Origin of the sequence: Streptomyces sp. SM10, from assembly GCF_002910915.1 — a bacterium.
Classification (GTDB): domain Bacteria; phylum Actinomycetota; class Actinomycetes; order Streptomycetales; family Streptomycetaceae; genus Streptomyces.
This window is the reverse complement of sequence record NZ_NEUF01000173.1, coordinates 30,891-46,985: the sequence shown is the minus strand read 5'-3', so window position 1 is coordinate 46,985 and position 16,095 is coordinate 30,891. Positions and strand designations below refer to the sequence as shown.

Sequence of the window (16,095 nt, the reverse complement as noted above, 5' to 3'; positions counted from 1 at the left end):
CGGGCCAAAGCGTCTCTGGGTCGACCCACGCCACTCCGGCACGTGAACCCCGCCATTCTTCAGCTGTCAGTTGAGCAGCCGGGCGGGCGCAGTGGCGGCGTGCAAGACGTATTCGAGTGGTCCGCGTCGGAAGTACCGCGTCCAGGTGAGTGCAAGCAGCAAGGCTGCTGTGGTGAACGCGAGTAGGGCCGACGGTGCGGCGGCGTCCGGCAGGTCGTCCATGCCGAGGGCCTTGATGGCGATGATGTGGCCGACGTATGCGGTCAGGGCGAGAGAGCCGAGCGCGATTGCGGGTGTGGCTGCCCATTTCACTGGGGTGCAGCGGTCCATGGCGATGAAGCAGGTGGCCAGGACAAGGAGGGCGATGCCGGTGTTCCCGAGGATCGACCATGTCGTCTGGCTGTGCGGCGCGGCAATCAGCAGCCAGTGCGGGTTGAGCCGGGTGGGGTCGCCGATGGTGTCGGACCACCAGGCCGATGCGGCTGAACCGCCGCCGGTTGAGGAGCTCACGGCACTCTGGGCTCCCGGAACCAGGTGGAGGGCCAGCCATGAGCCTCCGTACCCGGCCGCACTCAGCACGCCTCCAGTCATTGCCAGCTTTGTGGCCGCGCCGGCACGAGTGAGGTCGAGTTTGGCGACTGCCATTCCGGCTACGACGAAGGAGAACCAGGACAGTACTGGGTATTCGCCGGTGATGAGCAGTTCGCTGATGCCGTCCGTGCCGGTGATCCGGGCCAGCGGATCGTGGGCGATGACACCGTCTGCCCAGACTCCGTCCGAGACCAGGACTCTGAGCAGATACAGGATCTGGGGCAGGACGACTGCCGAGAGTGCCGCGATGGCCGCCAGGGTGCCGGCCTGGAGCCGGTGCAGCGGCAGGGCGAGCACGAAGAGCAGCCCGTAGAAGGAAAGGATCACGTCGACCGAGGTGTCCAGGGCGGTCAGCGCGTATCCCAGGGCGATCAGGATGACGGAGCGGATCAACACTCTTCCCCTGGCCTGTCGTCCTGGGCGTCCGGTCTTCGGCTCCGGGCGGCCGGTGAGGAGGACAAGGCTGAATCCGGCGAGCACGGCGAACAGAGCGGAGGAACGGCCCCGGAACACTTCCATCAGCCAACCCAGTGGCCCGCCCACGGAAGGGTCAGGGCCGACGTGGGCCGCGAACATGCCCACAATGGCCAGCCCTCGGGCCAGGTCCAGACCGATGAGACGGCCGTGTGACGTCGAGGGAGGACGGCTTGACGTGGGCGCTGCCTCGCGCGGCAGGGTCGCCGATCTGGAGTGCCTCATACAGCCCAGGGTTCGGGGCCCAGCCCGCCCAAGCCATCCGGCAGGTGTCCTGACCTGCCCCGCCGCCCGGCTGGAACCGTCCGGTCACCCGTCCGGATTCGGGTGTCGGGCCTGCCTCCGACGCCCAGGACCGTGGTACGAATCGGACAAGGGGCCAATGAGGAGTGGAGGACACGTGGTCCGCGTCATGGTGGTCGACGACGAGGCCCTCATCCGTACGGGCTTCCAGCACATCCTCGACAACACGGACGACATCGAGGTCGTGGCGGCAGTCGCCGGCGGCCAGGCCGTCCAGGAGGCGCGGAACGCGCGCCCCGACGTGGTGCTGCTGGACATCCGGATGCCGGATGTCGACGGGCTCACCGTCCTGGCCGGCCTTCGGGCGCTGCCGAATCCCCCGGTAGTGGCCATGCTGACCACCTTCGACATGGACGAGTACGTGGCAACGGCACTCCGCTCGGGCGCAGCGGGCTTCCTCCTCAAGGACACCGATCCCGAAGAACTGCCGTTCCTGGTACGAGCCCTGGCGGGCGGCGACACCGTGCTGTCGTCCAAGGTCACCCGGACGGTTGTGGACGGCTATCTGGACGCCGGCTCCCAGGATCTCGCCGCGCACAGCCTCGACCAACTGACCGACCGGGAGCGCGCCGTGCTCGTGTTCGTCGGCGAGGGACTGACCAACACCGACATCGCCACCCGCATACACCTGAGCACCGGCACGGTCAAGGACCACGTCAGCGCCGTCCTCACCAAGCTCAAGGTGAACGGTCGCGTTCAAGCCGCCCTCTTCGCCGAACGAGCCGGCCTGCTCAGACCTCCGCGCCGCTAGGACAGGCGATGGTCATCCACCGCCCTCCGGAGCTGCTCCTGAACGCAGCCCTCGTCGCAGTCGCACTGCTCGACGTGTGGGTGAACGTCGACACGGACGAGCCACTGCGCCTGGGCTGCGCCTTGGGCGCCGCCTGCGTCCTGCTCCTGCGGCAACGCTGGCCATGGCTCACGTTCGTACTCACCCTGCCCTCCGTCCTGTTCTCGGACGCGGTCTTCGCCACCTTGGCCGCGCTGTACACGCTCGCCTCGCTGACTCGGCACCGCAGTCTGCTGGCCTTCTGCGCTCTGGCGTTCACCGTCGGCGACATGATCCCGTGGCCCTCCGCCAGCATCGACCTGTCCAAAGCGGGGACCTTGATCACGCTCGGCTACACCGCCGCGACAGCCGCAGCTCCTGTCTTCCTCGGTCAGCTCGTGCAGACCAGGCGCGATCTGTCTCTGCGGCTCACCGAGATCTCCCAGGCGCGTGACCACGAGCAACGGCTGACCGCCCAAACGGTGCTGGCCCAGGAACGCGCCCAGCTGGCCCGCGAAGCAACCAGCGCGCCGACGATCAGGCCGGCCGCGACGTCGTGCGGGGAGTGGGCGCCGACCCACACCCGGGAGGCCGCCATCGCGATCGCGGCCACCACGGCGAGCGCCCCCAGCCGGCGCGAGACGAACAGCAGTGCCACGGCCGCGGCGGCGGCGAGCGCGGTGTGGTTGCTGGGGAAGGACCAAGTCCCCCATGGCCGGGCACGCCTCCAGCGTCACCGAGTCCAGGCTCTGGCACGGGCGGTCCTCGCGCACCAGTGCCTTGACGATGTCGTTGGCCACGAAGGCCAACACGACCACCACGGGGGCGGCGAGCGCCACACAACTGGCGGCCCTCCCTCGCGCCGGGTCCGCCACCATCCCACGAGCAGGCCCGAGCGACCGCGCCGAGGCCGGCACCTGCTTCCTGCCTCCGGTCTCCCCCTCCGGCAGGACTTGGCCCCCTGCCTGCCGCCCCGCTCCGTGGCCGCGCAGGCCGTGCTCGACATGCGGCACGGCGCCCACGGCTTCGGCTCTGTCTGGGCAATGAGCAGCACCTACGGGGTTCGGGCGGCCCGGTCGTACGCCGTTGCCGCACCGGACCCGGCGACGGGCGCGAGAGCCGGTCACGCCGCATGTCACACTCTTTGCACAGTGCAAAAGTAAGGAAGGGGAAGTAGTAGACGTGATGCGTGACAGGCAGTGGGCGGTACACACGGTTCGGGGCGGGCGGGGTTCGATGATGCTGATGGCCCTGTTGGTCGGGGCCGGGGCAGGGGTCGGCTCGATCATCTTCCGCTGGTGCATCCAGACGTTCACGCGCTGGTTCTCCGGGCACGACGACTACGCATCCGCGCCCGGCAGCGACAATCCGCATGTGTCATGGCTCGGCCCCTTCTTCGTCCTGATCGTTCCGGTCGTCGGCGGGCTGCTCTACGGCCCTCTGGTCAACCGGTTCGCCAAGGAGGCGCGGGGACACGGCGTCCCCGAGGTGATGCTCGCGGTCGCCCAGCGTGGAGGCCGCATCAGCCCGAAGGTCGCCGTCGTGAAGACACTCGCCTCTGCGCTCACGATCGGCTCCGGCGGTTCGGTGGGCCGGGAGGGGCCGATCGTGCAGATCGGCTCCGCACTCGGCTCGACCCTCGGCCGCTTCGCCAAGCTGACGGAGCCGAGGGTGAAGCTGCTGGTGGCGTGCGGCGCGGCCGGCGGCATCGCGGCGACCTTCAACGCCCCGCTCGCAGGCGTCATCTTCGCCCTGGAACTGATCCTGGCCACGTTCACCGCGGAAGCCTTCGGCGCCACCGTCCTCGCCAGCGTCACCGCGAGTGTCATCGGGCGGGCCGCTTTCGGCGACACGGCGTTCCTCAGCCTGCCCGACTTCCCCGTACAACACATCGCGCAGTACGGCTTGTTCGCCCTGCTCGGTCTCATCGCGGGCGCGGTCGGAGTGCTCTTCTCGCGTGTCCTGTACGCCATCGAGGATGCCTGCGACTGGGCCTGGCGCGGCCCGGAGTGGCTGCGTCCTGCGGTCGGCGGCCTCGCGCTCGGCCTCGTCCTCCTCGCCCTGCCGGAGATGTACGGAGTGGGCTACCCGGTCCTCGAAGGCGCTACAGAGGGCCGGTACGCGATCGGGTTCCTGCTGCTCCTGCTCGTCGGCAAGATGGTCGCCACCAGCCTGACCATCGGAATCGGCGGCTCGGGCGGGGTCTTCGCACCGAGCCTGTTCATCGGCGCCATGGTGGGCGCCGCGTTCGGAGCGGAAGCACACAGCCTGCTGCCGGGCACCGCGGGCGCGGTGGGTGCGTACGCGCTGGTGGGCATGGGTGCCGTCTTCGCCGGTGCCGCCCGCGCACCGATCACCGCAGTGGTGATCCTCTTCGAGCTCACCGGCGAGTACTCGATCATCCTTCCGCTGATGCTGGCCATCGTGCTGGCGACCGCCACGAGCCGTGTGCTGACCCGTGACACGATCTACACCCTCAAGCTGCGCCGCCGCGGCATCGACGTGGACGGGCCCGCCGCCGGCGCCCGCATCGGCTCCCAGTCGGTCGCGTCCGTCATGGAGCCTCTCCCCACACCGCTGCCCGCCTCTCTGTCGCTTCCGGATGCCGCCGACCTGCTGAGCCGGTCCAGCCATGGAGCACTGCCTGTCCGGGACGCGTCGGGCGCGTATCTGGGCATTGCCACAGCACGCGCGGTTGCCGAGGCGCTGGCCGAGCAGCCGTCCGGTGCTCCGGCCGTGGCAGGCGACCTCGTCGAGTCCGTGCCTCGTGTCACCATCGACGAGCAACTCGCCGTCGCACTCAACGCGTTGATTGCAGCGCCCGGCACCGGCCTGGCGGTCCTGGACCCCGACCGGGAGGAACTCGTCGGCTGGCTCAGTCACCAAGGTGCTCTGCGCGCGCTCCACGCGTCCGAGGGGGAGCCGACGCCGGCACTGCTCGCCTCGTCGTAGCCTCGGGCCCGCGCCCGGGGACGGGGGCGCACGCCCCTTGCCGGAGTCCGTTTCACCTTCCCGAGGCCGTCCGTCATCGGCTCTCACGGGTGCGGCGGCGCTTCGGTGAGGGGCTGGGTCACCCACCTCGCGCCGGCCGGGACGGAGCTGTCAGCCGGAACGAACGCACCACCGCCACGGTGCAGCCGGCGACGAGAGCGGCGCCGACTCCTGCCAGTCGGTCTTCGGCCGCCCGCAGTTCGCCGGGTGCGGCGACACCCCGTGTGGGTGCCCGCCTCTCGGGGTCGTACACCACGGGCAGGGTGTCGCCGGGCGTGATCGACTTCCCGCACCCGCGCCACACGGTCGCCCCCGTCACCGCGCCGACGGGCTGGGTGATCGAGCAGAGAGTACGTCCGCGTCCGGACGGGATCCCGACCGAGCCCACGCGCGCCGACTCCACCTGTCCACGGTGCTGCAGCGCGACGCCGGCCGCGACATCCGGCGCCATGAAGGCGAGGCACGCACCGAGCACGGCGACCAGCCCGATCAGGATCCGGCCCGCGCGGAGCACGGCGAGATACACCATGACGGCGGCCACCACGATCAGCCCCGCTTCGCCGGTGACCAGCGTCCGCGGACCGACCCACATACCGGCGAATCCCACCCCGCCGATCGCCGCCGTCGCCACGGCTCCGACGACCACTCCCTGGGCCAGGAGCCGTGCCGGGAGCCCCACGAACTCCGCGGGTCCCCACAGGACGGTGCGCAGATGTTGCGCGAGCCCAGGAGCCGACGGGCGGGCATGCGTCCGCCCACGCCTCACTTCCCGCATGACGTACCTCCCTTCGGCCCCTGCTGCGATGCCCCCTATCGTGTCGCCCCGCCGGCCTCGCGCGAAGGGCACTCTCCGGACGGCATGCCGGGGAGCAGACTGCCGGGGTCCGGCAACCGAGCCTGCCCCTGACATGTGTCAGGAGCAGGACGGGCTCCAGCCTGTCTGCCGCACGGCAACCCGGCCGCCGTGGTCGTGGTGTGCAACGGCTACCGCCGGCGACGGCTCACGACGGCCGCCCGTCCGCTGGCAACAGCTGAGCGAACCACACCTCCGCACGGGCATGCCCGCACCCACGGCGCGGTCCCGGGGACCGGTCCGTGACGGTTCCCGGAATCTCCCGCTCCCGGCCGGCGCGGCACGAGGGACCGGATGTCCACCAGGTCAATCCACCGCCGACGCCTCGCCCCAGCCCAGCGGAAGCAGGCCCGGACCGTCCGCCGGCAGCGGGGCGAGCGGTTCGCCGCCCGCCTCGTTGAAGTCGTTCAGCGCCGCGACGAGAGCCGTCCGCTGCCCGGGGGCAAGGTGCTGGACGATCGAGGCGATCTCCGTGCGGCGCCGCGCGGTGACGTTCTCCACCGTGCGCAGCCCCTCGGCCGTGAGCTGCAACAGCGTCTCGCGGCGGTTGTCCGGGTTGATCTGCCGGTCCGCGAGCCCGGCCACGATCAGCCGGTCGACCATCCGCATCGCCGTGGAGGGCGCCACTCCCAACAACCCGGCCAGAGAGACGAGTTTGGTCGCCCCGCGCGTGGAAAGAACCACCAGCATCCGGAACTGCGGCAAGGTCACCCGGTCCTCGACCTCGGCCAGCGAGCGCGCCGAGACCGCCACCAGCACCCGCGACGCCGTCAGGACCGCACGGGTCACCGCGTCCACATCGTCCATGCGCTCCGCCGGAGCCGCTTTCCTGGCCATGACACCTTTGTACCCTGCGCAGGCCCGGGCTCGTTCCCTCGCTCCCGATGCTCATGCCTCACCGCCGGTGGTAGCGAAGCAGCAGCATGGCCGCGTCGTCGTGCGGGGGGCCGCCCGCGTGCCGCACCACATCCGCCCTCAGCGCCTCGAGCGCCGCCTCGGGATCACTGTGCCCGAGCAGCGGACCGGCCCGTTCCTCCAGCGGGTAGAAGGCGCCGTGCCCGTCTCGCGCCTCGGTCACACCGTCGGTGTAGAGCAGGAGCTGGTCACCGGGCACGAATGCGACGTGGTAGGGCATGGGCTCTTCGCCCCCGTGGGCCCCGAGGCCCAGCGGCAACGCGTAGGCGGCCGGTTTCGGGAAGCGGACGGAGCCGTCGCCGCGTACGAGCATCGGGGCCGGGTGCCCGCAGTTGAGGAAGACCGCCATGCCCTCCTCGGCCCGCACCTCCGCCAGGACGGCGGTCACGAACTTCTCCCCGTTCGCCTCGCGTGCCACGCCGCGTTCCAGTCGGGAGGCGAGCGCGACCAGATCGGGTTCGTCGTGCGCCGCTTCGCGGAAGGCTCCCAGCACGAGTGCCGCCGTCTCCACCGCGGCAAGCCCCTTGCCCTGTACGTCCCCGACGATGACCCGCACCCCGTGGGGAGAGGCGACGACCTCGTACAGGTCACCACCGATCCGTGCCTCGGCATGGGCGGACGTGTAGGAGACGGCCACCTTCAACGGCCCTGCGGCGCGCGGCACCGGCCGCAGAAGAACGCGCTGTGCGACCTCGGCGATCGAGCGCACGCTCGCCAGTTCCGCCTCACGCCGCCCGCGCATGACCGCCGCGGCACCGGCCGCGAGGGTGACGCCCGCGACCGAGGCCATCGCCGTGTAGCCGCGCCGGGCCCCGAACAGTCCGTCGTACGTCCCCAGGCCGACGCACAGCAGCAGCGCGACCACTCCGATCAGCGCGGTGCGCCGCCATGTGCCGATCAGTCCGGCGAACGCAGGCCCGAGCGACACCAGCGGGAGGAGCCCCACCCCCGGACCAGCCGTGAGGTCCACGACGGCCACGAACACCATCACCACGGCCGGCAGCCACTCCAGAACCATCCGGCCGTCCCGGCGCCCTGCAGCGTTCATGGTGCTCCTCGTGCTGTCCCCGTACCCACGAGCCGTCCTTGCCGAGCGACCCACCCCCAGGTTTAGACTATGCAAAGATTGCACCGGGTAAGAGTCGCGACCGGGCGTCTGTTACGTAATCGAGTCCACCGGACGGACCACGGGAGGTGACGTCGTCACTGCACAGCAGCACCCGACGCACCACGGCCCTCCCCTCCCACGCGGGTGGCGGCGGCGCCTCGCCCGCCTGCCCATCGCCCTGTTCCGGGTCGGACTCGGTCCGCTGTTCGGCAACCGCCTGCTGCTCCTGCGCCACACGGGTCGGACCACCGGACTGGACCGGTGCGTCGTACTGGAGATCGTCACGTACGACGCCGACCGGGGCACCTGGGTCCTGGCCTCCGGCTTCGGCCCCGAGGCGGCCTGGTACCGCAACCTCCGCGCCACCCCGAAGACCACCGTCCAGGTCGGCAACCGGCACCACGCCGTCACGGCCCACTTCCTCACGGCCGAGGAAGGCGGCGACATCATGGCACGCTACGCATCGGCCCACCCCCGGGCCGCGCGTCGGCTGTGTGCCTTCATGGGCTTCGATGCCGACGGCACCGCCGGCTCCTACCGCCGGGCCGGGCTGCAGATCCCCTTCGTACGCCTCGATGCCGCGCCCGGCTGGCGCTCACGCTGAAGCGGCACCACCGACACGAGCAAGGACCGAGCGAAGGCGGGAGACCGTGGACCAGCAGGACGAGATCTGGCGCAGGTTCCTGGAGGACAGTGAGCACGCCATACGGCGCACCGCGCCCCGAGAGCCCTCGGCCCGTGAGCGGATCGAGGCCGCCGATCAGTTCCGGGCCGCGTACGACCCCTCGGCATCGCAGGCCCGCAGCGAGATCGAAGCGGTCGGCGACCTCTGGCAGCCGACGGCAGCGCCGGTCCGGCCGCCCTGGAGGACGCTGGACGGCCGGGGCCGGCTGTGGCGCGCCACACGCATCGTCGGCACGGTCAGCGCGCTGATCGCGGTACTGGCCACCATGTCCCGCCTCTCCACGGGGCCGACGCTCAGGACCGAACCTCACATCGGCGTCACGCTCGAGCAGTCCGAGGAGGCCTCGGACGGACTTCGACCGACGGCGCCTTCGCCCTGAGGGCTGGCTCACACGAGCCCCCACGGGGGCTCGAACGACCGGCGTGACGGCACGCCGGCCGCTTGCGGGCCCCGCGCCCTCTGCCCTGTGGCGCGCTCGGGCTGGAGTCGTAGCACGTGCCGCCGGGCAGGGCGCGTCGGGCCTTCCTCGAAGGCATACGGGTCATCATCCGCTTCGCCGGCCACGAGCACGCCGCTTCCGGAGGGCCGTGTCCGCCGGGCTGCGGCCGGCAACGCAAGCCACCGCCCCACGCGCACCGGATTCGGCGCGCTGGGCGACACCGGAACACCGCAGGGGTCACCCCACGTCCACAGCCGGAAGAACCTGGTCTCCGGCCACATCGCGCCCGCTGGTCTACCCTTCTCATGTCCTCTTTCTCGCAGGGGAGTTCGAGGCGACCTCGGGTAGTTCCGTCCTGGTGCCCACGACCCGTCCCGGTACCGTGCGGGTTCGCCGAGGCGGGTCCGGCGACCCTGGAGGCCGAGGTCGGCCGCCGCGGCACGCGGCGCACTCCGCCCCTGCTCGCTCGACGACCTGGAGCCCACTTGAATACCTCACCGGCGAACTCCGTACCCGCCGAGCCGCACCGCATGGACCCGTCCGGCGGCTGCCCCCATGCGGCCAACGCCCGTCTGCTGTCACGGGGCTCGGTCGCCCCGGTGGTGCTGCCCGGCGATGTGGAGGGCATGGCGGTCCTGGGACATGACGCGCTCAGGGAGTTCCTCGCGCACCCCGACGTCGCCAAGGACGCACGGCACTTCACGGCGCTGCAGGCAGGTGGGATCGCCGACGGTTGGCCGCTCAAGACCTTCGCCACGGTGCAGGGGATGACCACCGCCGACGGCGCCGACCACCGGCGGCTGCGGTCCCTGGTGAGCAAGGCGTTCACCGCGCGCCGGGTGGAGGAACTGCGTCCGCGCATCGAGGCGTTGACCGCCTCCCTCCTGGACGGCCTCGACCGGGCCGCCACCGCGGGGGACGGTGTCGCCGACCTGCGTACGCACTTCGCGCTGCCCCTGCCCATGGGGGTCATCTGCGAACTGCTGGGTGTGGACGCCGAGTACCAGGACCGGCTGCACCACCTGTCCAACCGCATCGTCGCCACCGACATCGGTCCGGCGGAGGCCATGGCGGCCAACCGGGAGATGGTCGAGGTGCTCAGCGCCGTCGCCGCCGCCAGGACGGAGAGTCCGGGCGACGATCTCGTCAGCGCCCTGATCGCGGCCCGGGAGGCCGACGGCGACCGGCTCGGCCCGCACGAGCTGATCGGCACGCTGATGCTCACGATCATCGCCGGGCACGAGACGACGCTCAATCTGATCACCAACGCCGTACGGGCGCTCTGCACCCACCGGGACCAACTCGCCCTCGTCCGTTCGGGGGAGGCGAGCTGGGCCGATGTGGTGGAGGAGACGCTGCGGTGGGACAGCCCCGTCAGCTACTTCCCGTTCCGGTACCCGACCCGCGACCTGACGCTCGACGGCACCGTGATCCCCAAGGGCACCCCGGTGCTCGCCGGTTACTCCGCGGCGGGCCGTGACAAGGGGGCCCACGGCCCCGACGCCGACCGCTTCGACCTCGCCCGCCACGGCGGGGCACGGCACCTCTCGCTCGGCCACGGCGCGCACTACTGCCTGGGAGCACCGCTGGCCCGGATGGAGAGCACGGCCGCGCTGTCCCAGCTGTTCGAACGCTTCCCCGACCTCGAACTCGCGGTTCCCGGGGAGGAACTGCCACGCCACGCCTCCTTCGTGGGCAACAGCGTGCAGGCGCTTCCGGTGCGGCCGCACGGCTGAGCCGGGTCGTCCGTGGGGAAGGACTCGCCCCGCTCGTGAACGCACGGCCGCGCGGATCCGTACCCCTGGCTGATGTCATCCTCACCTGACGTCTCGTATCCGATGAAGGGAATGCCGGCATGAGCGCATCGCAGGAGATCCAGGCCCACGTGGGGCGCCGCACCGTCGTCGCGGCCGGTGCGACAGGACTGGCCGTCGTCCTCACCGCCTGCGGAGGCGGGTCGAAGGACTCAGGTGGTTCGGACACGGCCGTGCCGGCCGGGGAGGGCGACGGCGCGAACGCTGGCACCGCGCTCGCCAGTACCGCCGACATCCCGGAGGGCGGGGGGATGGTCTTCGCCGAGGCGGGGGTGGTGGTGACGCAGCCCAAGGCCGGTGAGTTCAAGGCGTTCTCGTCGAAGTGCACCCATCAGGGCTGCGCTGTGAAGGGGATCGCCGACGGGGTGATCACCTGTCCGTGCCACAACAGCACGTTCGACGCCGCCACCGGCGAGGTGACGGGCGGACCGGCGACCCAGCCGTTGCCGGAGAAGCAGATCCGGGTGGAGGGCGACTCCATCACTCTGGCATGAGGGGTCGGCCGGGCCATTGCGGGAGCGCGGACGAGGCTCCATGATTCCCGGAACCGGCCGAATCGTGAGGAGAGGCGTCCCGTGACCGTTGCCCAGCGCCGTGGCCGCCGGATCATGATGACCGGCACAGAGCGGGACGCCTACCTCACGGAACAACGCACCTGCCGGGTCGCGACGGTCTCCCCCGACGGCATGCCGCACGTCGCCGCCCTCTGGTTCGTCTGGGACGGCACCTCCCTCTGGTTCTACTCGCTCACCCGGAGTCTGCGCTGGTCCCAACTGCGGCGTGACCCGAGGATCGCGGTGGTGGTGGACGACGGGGTGGGATACGGGGAGCTGCGCGGTGTGGAGCTGTCCGGTGAGGCTCCTTCGTCGGCGAGATCCCGCGCACCGGCGGGACGTGCGCCGAACTGGAGCCGCCTGAGGCGTTGTTCGCGACGAAGTACTTCGGCCTGGAGTCCGTACCGCACGACGGACGGCACGCCTGGCTGCGGCTCACGCCGCAGGCCGTCAGGTCCTGGGACTTCCGGAAACTGTCCGGGCCGGGGTGACCCGGCCGTCCCCGTCGGCCGGGTCCGCCACCGCGCGGGTGAGGCGGGCCGCGAGGGCGGCGGCCGCCGCGCGCAGCTCCGGGCCACCCTCGATGCGGAACGCGAACGGCAGCCTGGCCAGCCACTCCTGTGCGTACATCTCCGGATTGCTCGTGGTGCCGATGAGAACGCAGCCGTCCCCGCGTGGTTCCAGCCGTCCCATGGGCGGGCGGATCCACGGGCCCACCTCGGCCGGCGGGGCGTCGAAGGCGACACGGGTGGTGTACTCCCACCCCATCCCGAGGTTCTCCTCCAACGCTGCCACCGGGTCGAGACCGTCCGGAGGATCGAACCCTTCCCCGGTCTGCGACACCGCCCGGATCCGGTCGATCCTGTAGGTGCGGATCGCGCCCGCCCGATGGGAGTGGCACAGCAGGTACCAGCGCCCGTGGCGGACGACCACGGCCCAGGGGTCCGCCTCGGTCTCCGACTCGTTGCCGGACTCGCTGCGATAGGCGAGCAGCACGCGGCGGCGGGCGGCAGCGGCCTCGACGAGTGCGCTGGTGGTGGCGGGGTCGGGGCGGGCCGCGTACCGGTCGGGGGCCGCCGACGCGTGCTCGCGCAGCGCGGCCGCCTCACGGCCGACGCTCTCGGGCAGGGCTTTGACGACCTTGCCCAGGGCGGCACCGACCAGGTCGTCCCCGTCGACGGCCCCCGGATGTCCGTCGAGTACGGCCATGACCAGCACGAGCGCCTCCGCCTGCGTGAAGTGCACGGGCGGCAGCCGCGCCCCGCGCCCCAGCCGGTAGCCGCCGTGCGGACCCCGGGCCGACTCCACGGGGACACCGGCCTCCCGGAGGATTCCGATGTACCGGCGGGCGGCCCGCTCGGTGACGCCCAGTCGCACGGCGAGTTCACCCGCGGTCACGCCCGGGCGGGCCTGGAGGATCTCGAGGGCACGCAGCGCCCGGGCGGTGGGGCTGAGGTCCGAGGGCATCCGAGCAGGCTAGGGGCTGTCCCGCAGGCAGTCACCACATGTACCGGAAGTGGATTGTCCTAAACCGGTCCTAGGGTGGGCCCCGTTGTCGCACCCGGAGAAGGGAAGACCGTGGACATCCTGCTCATCGGCGGCCTGTGGCTGGACGGATCCGCATGGGACGAGGTCGCTTCCGCCCTCGGACCGCTCGGCCACCGGGCGGTCCCGCTGACGCTCCCGGGCCAGGGCGACGGTGATGCCGCCGCCACGCTCGACGACCAGGTGGGAGCGGTGCTCGCCGCCGTCGACGCGGCGGACGGAAAGCCCTTCGTCGTCGGTCACTCCGTCGCCTGCTCCCTGGCCTGGACGGCCGCCGACGCGCGGCCCGATCAGCTCGCCGGGGTCGCCCTGATCGGCGGCTTCCCGTGCCGTGCCGGCGAGACGTACGCCGACCTCTTCGAGACCACGGACGGTGCCATGCCCTTCCCGGGCTGGGACCCGTTCGAGGGTCCGGACGCGGCCGACCTGGACGAGGCGGCGAGGCGGCGCCTGGCGTCCGCCGCGATCCCCGTGCCCGAGGGAGTGGCGAGGGGTGTGGTGCGGCTGACGGACGCGCGGCGGTTCGACGTCCCGGTGGTGGTGGTGTGCCCCGAGTTCGCCCCTGCCCGGGCGAAGGAGTGGGTCGACGCCGGCGATGTGCCCGAGTTGGCCAGGGCCCGGCACGTCGAGTTCGTCGACATCGACTCGGGCCACTGGCCGATGGTCACCGCGCCGGCCGAACTCGCCCGCGTCCTCGCCTCGGCGGCGTCGTCTCTCCCGGCCCCCCGGTGACGCACGGCATGAGGACGTGGGAGGCGGTGAGCCCCCCGCCGTCCGGCGATGTCCGGCCGGTGATCGCCGTCGCCGGGCGGACGGCGGCCCGCCCGTGACGGGCCGCGCCCCTCCGGTACCGACGGCCGCAGCGCCCTGCCGTCACCCCCGAACCCGGTCACCGACGACGGCCTCCGGGCCATGACCGGGCTCATGGCCGACGCGCTTCCGGCGCACGTCCCGGCCACGGCGCGCGGGGTTCCGGGCGCACGTCCCGGCCACGGCGACGGCGGGCCTGGCGTCCGGCGAGGCGGGGAGCAGCGGCCGCCACGAGGCAGCCCTCCCCTGCCCCCAGCCGCACGCTTGTAGGTAACAACAAAAAGGATCTTCTCCTCCGCATGAGGAGCGCTTCTGCCCGCCGGCCATGCGCACCACGGTCAGTCGGCGACGGGCGCGTGCAGATCCCTGCCCGCGGAGCGCAGCGCCGCCACCGCAGCCCTGATCGACGGCCTCCGGTCCGCGTCCGTGCGCCACACCGCGTGGACATGGCGCCGCATCGGCTGCCGCACGGGCACCAGGCACACACCGTCCGGAACCGGCCCCCGCCCCAGCCGGGGCGCCACGCAGACGCCGAACCCTGCTGCGATCAGGGCGAGTTGGGTGTGGTGCTCCCCCGCGAGATGCGCGATCCGGGGCTCGACCCCCTTGGAGCGCAGCGTGAACATCAGCCATTCGTAACAGAATTCGCCCTCGGGCCAGGACACCCAGTCGTCGGCGGCGAAATCCTCGACATCCACCTCCGCCCGGTCCGCGAGGGGATGACCTGCGGGCATGGCGATGTCCGGTGCGTCGGCGAGGAGTTCGGCCTTGGCCAGACCGCCGGGAACAGGCAGCCGCTTGTTGCTCCAGTCGAGCACCACGGCGAGATCGGCGTCACCCCGCAGGACGGCGCGGATTCCGGCCTCCGGCTCCAGTTCCGTCGTACGCAGCCTGAGTTCGGGATGCTCGTCACGGAGCGCGGCGAGGGCGGCGGGGAACAGCCCACGGGCCGCTGTCGGGAAGGCGGCGAGCCGGACCTCGCCGACCACCTGACCCCGCTGGGCCTCGATGTCGGCCTGTGCGACCTCCACCTGGGAGAGGATCTTCGCCGCGTGGTCCGCGAGCAGCCGGCCGGCGTCGGTGAGCCGGACCCCCCGCCCGTTCTTGGCCAGGAGCTGCTGCCCCACCTCTCGTTCCAGCTTCGCCATCTGCTGGGAGACGGCCGAGGTGGTGACGTGGAGGCCGTCGGCGGCCCCGCTCACCGAACCGTGCCGGGCCAGGGCGTCCAGCGTCCGCAGGCGCTCCAGATTCAACATGTAAGCAATGCTACGCCAAGAGGCCAACAAAATATCACTTGTCCTACGCGGTGCGGCTCGCCATGGTGAACCTATGAGCGCTCCCGCCGCACCGGCACGCCGCCCCCTCCCCGCCACCTCACCGTCCGCCCCGCCGACGCGGCGACGGTCCCTGGACTGGCGCGTCCGCTTCGCCGCGCTGTCGCTCATCTGGGGATTCAGCTTCCTGCTGATCAAGGTGGGCACCTACGGGTACGCCCCGTTCCAGGTGACCTTCGGCCGACTGCTGTCCGGCACGGCGGTGCTCGCCGTCGCGATGGCGGTGCGCAGGGAGCGACCGCCTCGCTCCGCCCGGACCTGGGGTCACCTCGCCGTGGCCGCGTTCTTCCTCAACGCGCTGCCGTTCTCGCTCTTCGCGTACGCCGAGCTGACCATCCCGTCCACCCTCGCCGGGATCTGCAACGCGACCTCACCGCTCTGGGGGATGGCGCTCTCCCTCGTCGCACTCTCCGAGGACCGGCCGACCCGCCGCCGCGTCGCGGGGCTCGGCCTGGGGTTCATCGGCGTACTGACGGTGCTGGGGGCCTGGCAGGGCTTCTCGGGGCTGGACGTGACCGGGACGGCGATGGCCCTGCTCGCTTCGCTCAGCTATCCCGTCGGCTGGATCTACGTCCGCCGCACCCTGGCGGGGACGGGTTCCTCCACGCTCGCCCTGACCGGCAGCCAGCTGTTCCTGGGCGCGGCGCAACTCGCCTTGGTCGTACCCTTCTTCACCTCGCCACCGGAGCGCTTCCCGCTGCTGCCCACCCTGGCCGTCGTCGCGCTGGGGGCGCTCGGGACCGGGCTCGCCGTCCTGCTCCGGTACGGCCTCGTCGAGGAAGTCGGCCCGACGACCGCGCAGATGGTCACCTATTTCATCCCGGTGATCGCTACGGCCGCCGGAGTGGCCCTGCTCGGCGAGCAGTTGAGCTGGAACACGCCCGTCGGCGCACTGGTGGTCCTCGTGGGT

Annotated in this window: 14 protein-coding genes and 3 pseudogenes; 10 read left to right on the top strand and 7 right to left on the bottom strand. The window is 71.7% G+C overall.

Annotated features, from left to right (window positions below; genetic code table 11):
• Window positions 1–66: 66 nt before the first annotated feature.
• Window positions 67–1,290 carry a heparan-alpha-glucosaminide N-acetyltransferase domain-containing protein gene (locus B9S57_RS27845; RefSeq protein ID WP_103759942.1) on the bottom strand — a complete coding sequence of 408 codons (1,224 nt, stop codon included), beginning with the start codon at window positions 1,288–1,290 and terminating at the stop codon, window positions 67–69.
• Window positions 1,291–1,465: 175 nt separating this feature from the next.
• Between B9S57_RS27845 and B9S57_RS27840 the strand changes: the two genes are divergently transcribed.
• Together B9S57_RS27840 and B9S57_RS35940 are read left to right on the top strand one after the other, a co-directional pair.
• Entirely contained in the window at window positions 1,466–2,119 is a 654-nt protein-coding gene (locus B9S57_RS27840) for a response regulator transcription factor (protein ID WP_181011503.1), read from the top strand.
• 8 nt (window positions 2,120–2,127) lie between these two features.
• Window positions 2,128–2,655: pseudogene (locus B9S57_RS35940) on the top strand (two-component sensor histidine kinase); the annotation flags it as partial.
• 41 nt (window positions 2,656–2,696) lie between these two features.
• Here B9S57_RS35940 and B9S57_RS35935 read toward each other — a convergent pair.
• Window positions 2,697–2,795, bottom strand: a pseudogene (locus tag B9S57_RS35935) (hypothetical protein); the annotation flags it as partial.
• 581 nt (window positions 2,796–3,376) lie between these two features.
• Between B9S57_RS35935 and B9S57_RS27825 the strand changes: the two are divergent.
• Window positions 3,377–5,089 (top strand): chloride channel protein, encoded by a 1,713-nt coding sequence (locus B9S57_RS27825; protein WP_103760078.1) that lies wholly within the window; start codon window positions 3,377–3,379, stop codon window positions 5,087–5,089.
• Between the two features lie 118 nt (window positions 5,090–5,207).
• On the opposite strand, the gene B9S57_RS27820 is transcribed toward B9S57_RS27825, so the two are convergent.
• From B9S57_RS27820 to B9S57_RS27810, 3 genes are all read right to left on the bottom strand, one after another.
• Window positions 5,208–5,903 carry a hypothetical protein gene (locus B9S57_RS27820; protein ID WP_103759940.1) on the bottom strand — a complete coding sequence of 232 codons (696 nt, stop codon included), beginning with the start codon at window positions 5,901–5,903 and terminating at the stop codon, window positions 5,208–5,210.
• Window positions 5,904–6,287: 384 nt separating this feature from the next.
• On the bottom strand, window positions 6,288–6,818 hold the full coding sequence (locus B9S57_RS27815; protein ID WP_103759939.1) for a MarR family winged helix-turn-helix transcriptional regulator: 531 nt from the start codon (window positions 6,816–6,818) through the stop codon (window positions 6,288–6,290).
• A gap of 58 nt (window positions 6,819–6,876) precedes the next feature.
• A complete protein-coding gene (locus tag B9S57_RS27810) occupies window positions 6,877–7,944 on the bottom strand; it encodes a PP2C family protein-serine/threonine phosphatase (protein ID WP_103759938.1) in 1,068 nt (355 codons plus the stop codon).
• A gap of 118 nt (window positions 7,945–8,062) precedes the next feature.
• On the opposite strand from B9S57_RS27810, the gene B9S57_RS27805 reads away from it, so the two are divergent.
• The 5 genes and pseudogenes from B9S57_RS27805 (at window position 8,063) to B9S57_RS27785 (ending at window position 11,987) form a co-directional block, all read left to right on the top strand.
• Window positions 8,063–8,608 (top strand): nitroreductase family deazaflavin-dependent oxidoreductase, encoded by a 546-nt coding sequence (locus B9S57_RS27805; protein ID WP_103759937.1) that lies wholly within the window; start codon window positions 8,063–8,065, stop codon window positions 8,606–8,608.
• A 46-nt stretch (window positions 8,609–8,654) separates the two neighbouring features.
• Complete coding sequence (locus B9S57_RS27800) at window positions 8,655–9,068, top strand: hypothetical protein (protein WP_103759936.1); 414 nt, start codon at window positions 8,655–8,657, stop codon at window positions 9,066–9,068.
• A 590-nt stretch (window positions 9,069–9,658) separates the two neighbouring features.
• Window positions 9,659–10,864: a cytochrome P450 gene (locus tag B9S57_RS27795; protein ID WP_103759935.1), complete on the top strand. Its 1,206-nt coding sequence runs from the start codon at window positions 9,659–9,661 to the stop codon at window positions 10,862–10,864.
• 119 nt (window positions 10,865–10,983) lie between these two features.
• The gene (locus B9S57_RS27790) at window positions 10,984–11,436 is read left to right on the top strand and encodes a Rieske (2Fe-2S) protein (protein WP_103759934.1); all 453 of its coding nucleotides are present in this window, start codon (window positions 10,984–10,986) and stop codon (window positions 11,434–11,436) included.
• Window positions 11,437–11,517: 81 nt separating this feature from the next.
• Window positions 11,518–11,987 (top strand): annotated as a pseudogene (locus B9S57_RS27785) (pyridoxamine 5'-phosphate oxidase family protein).
• Here B9S57_RS27785 and B9S57_RS27780 read toward each other — a convergent pair.
• Window positions 11,947–12,963 (bottom strand): YafY family protein, encoded by a 1,017-nt coding sequence (locus tag B9S57_RS27780; protein WP_103759933.1) that lies wholly within the window; start codon window positions 12,961–12,963, stop codon window positions 11,947–11,949. The pseudogene B9S57_RS27785 and the gene B9S57_RS27780 overlap by 41 nt on opposite strands.
• 111 nt (window positions 12,964–13,074) lie before the next feature.
• Here B9S57_RS27780 and B9S57_RS27775 point away from each other — a divergent pair, with 111 nt between their 5' ends.
• Window positions 13,075–13,773 (top strand): alpha/beta fold hydrolase, encoded by a 699-nt coding sequence (locus B9S57_RS27775; protein ID WP_103759932.1) that lies wholly within the window; start codon window positions 13,075–13,077, stop codon window positions 13,771–13,773.
• A 416-nt stretch (window positions 13,774–14,189) separates the two neighbouring features.
• Here B9S57_RS27775 and B9S57_RS27770 read toward each other — a convergent pair whose 3' ends face one another.
• Window positions 14,190–15,107: a LysR family transcriptional regulator gene (locus B9S57_RS27770; protein ID WP_103759931.1), complete on the bottom strand. Its 918-nt coding sequence runs from the start codon at window positions 15,105–15,107 to the stop codon at window positions 14,190–14,192.
• Window positions 15,108–15,180: 73 nt separating this feature from the next.
• Here B9S57_RS27770 and B9S57_RS27765 point away from each other — a divergent pair.
• Window positions 15,181–16,095 (top strand): DMT family transporter (locus B9S57_RS27765; RefSeq protein WP_181011502.1); only part of this gene is annotated, 915 nt, incomplete at its 3' end.

What these genes read in the sequence shown, in the direction of transcription:
- B9S57_RS27825 (WP_103760078.1), top strand. Translation starts at nt 3,377, where the DNA reads ATGCTGATGGCCCTGTTGGTCGGGGCCGGGGCAGGGGTCGGCTCGATC.
- B9S57_RS27815 (WP_103759939.1), bottom strand. Translation starts at nt 6,818, where the DNA reads ATGGCCAGGAAAGCGGCTCCGGCGGAGCGCATGGACGATGTGGACGCG.
- B9S57_RS27795 (WP_103759935.1), top strand. Translation starts at nt 9,659, where the DNA reads ATGGACCCGTCCGGCGGCTGCCCCCATGCGGCCAACGCCCGTCTGCTG.
- B9S57_RS27845 (WP_103759942.1), bottom strand. Translation starts at nt 1,290, where the DNA reads ATGAGGCACTCCAGATCGGCGACCCTGCCGCGCGAGGCAGCGCCCACG.
- B9S57_RS27790 (WP_103759934.1), top strand. Translation starts at nt 10,984, where the DNA reads ATGAGCGCATCGCAGGAGATCCAGGCCCACGTGGGGCGCCGCACCGTC.
- B9S57_RS27820 (WP_103759940.1), bottom strand. Translation starts at nt 5,903, where the DNA reads ATGCGGGAAGTGAGGCGTGGGCGGACGCATGCCCGCCCGTCGGCTCCT.
- B9S57_RS27810 (WP_103759938.1), bottom strand. Translation starts at nt 7,944, where the DNA reads ATGAACGCTGCAGGGCGCCGGGACGGCCGGATGGTTCTGGAGTGGCTG.
- B9S57_RS27780 (WP_103759933.1), bottom strand. Translation starts at nt 12,963, where the DNA reads ATGCCCTCGGACCTCAGCCCCACCGCCCGGGCGCTGCGTGCCCTCGAG.
- B9S57_RS27770 (WP_103759931.1), bottom strand. Translation starts at nt 15,107, where the DNA reads ATGTTGAATCTGGAGCGCCTGCGGACGCTGGACGCCCTGGCCCGGCAC.